The sequence below is a fragment of the Candidatus Thiosymbion oneisti genome, from assembly GCF_900092655.1.
GTDB classification, from domain to species: Bacteria; Pseudomonadota; Gammaproteobacteria; order Chromatiales; family Chromatiaceae; genus Thiosymbion; species Thiosymbion oneisti.
The window spans coordinates 1-643 of record NZ_FLUY01000958.1 but is presented as its reverse complement, the minus strand read 5'-3'; the positions used below and the strand labels follow the sequence as shown (position 1 = coordinate 643).

General features: G+C 56.9%; 1 protein-coding gene. It reads right to left on the bottom strand.

Annotation, left to right across the window (positions count from 1 at the left end):
- Positions 1-230, bottom strand: a 230-nt coding sequence (locus BQ17_RS09825; RefSeq protein ID WP_256091536.1) for a contractile injection system protein, VgrG/Pvc8 family, incomplete at its 3' end; no start/stop codon positions are given.
- Between the last annotated feature and the right edge of the window lie 413 nt (positions 231-643).

The following is a 643-nucleotide window of genomic DNA, read 5'->3' as shown; positions in this document are numbered from 1 at the left end:
GTGGTGCGGGAGAGCAACCAGAACCAGGGGACCAGGGTGGCACGGTAGATAGCAACCGCCCCGTCGAAGCCGGTGTGAGAAAAACGGCTGACGAGGCCGTTGAAGTAGCGCGTTTGGTAATCCGGCAGTTCCAGCCGCACGGTGGCGGGTTGGCCGAGCAGGTCTTCGTGCTTGATCGGTTGGCGGGACTCGCTGATGAGGTCGAGCTGGTACTCGAACAGGGTGCTCAATCGTTCGCTTCCACGCATGGCACGCAGCAGCAGGACATCTTCGCCGAGGGGGGTGGTGACTGCGAGGGTCCGGGCTTGTTAGCTGAGGGGCATGGCTTGATCCTTGGAAAGGGCAAATGCCGAAGAATGGATTGTATCGGAAAGTGGTTGCGGCGACTTTTGAGCTAACAGCATTGTAGGGTGGGCTGTGCCCACCGACAATTTGTCCGGCTTCAATGCGGATCGCTTCGCGCCGATTCGTGTGGATTCGTTGTTTTCCTTTTGGCTCTTTATGGATTCCAGACTGGTCGAAGAGGACGACAGTCGGTAGCACGATGACCGATGACGGAACAGGTGGCCTTTTCTCAACAATAACAGCAAGTTATACGCCGCCCCTCTGGCTTGCTGAGAAGGCAAATTTGCGCAAAATATCC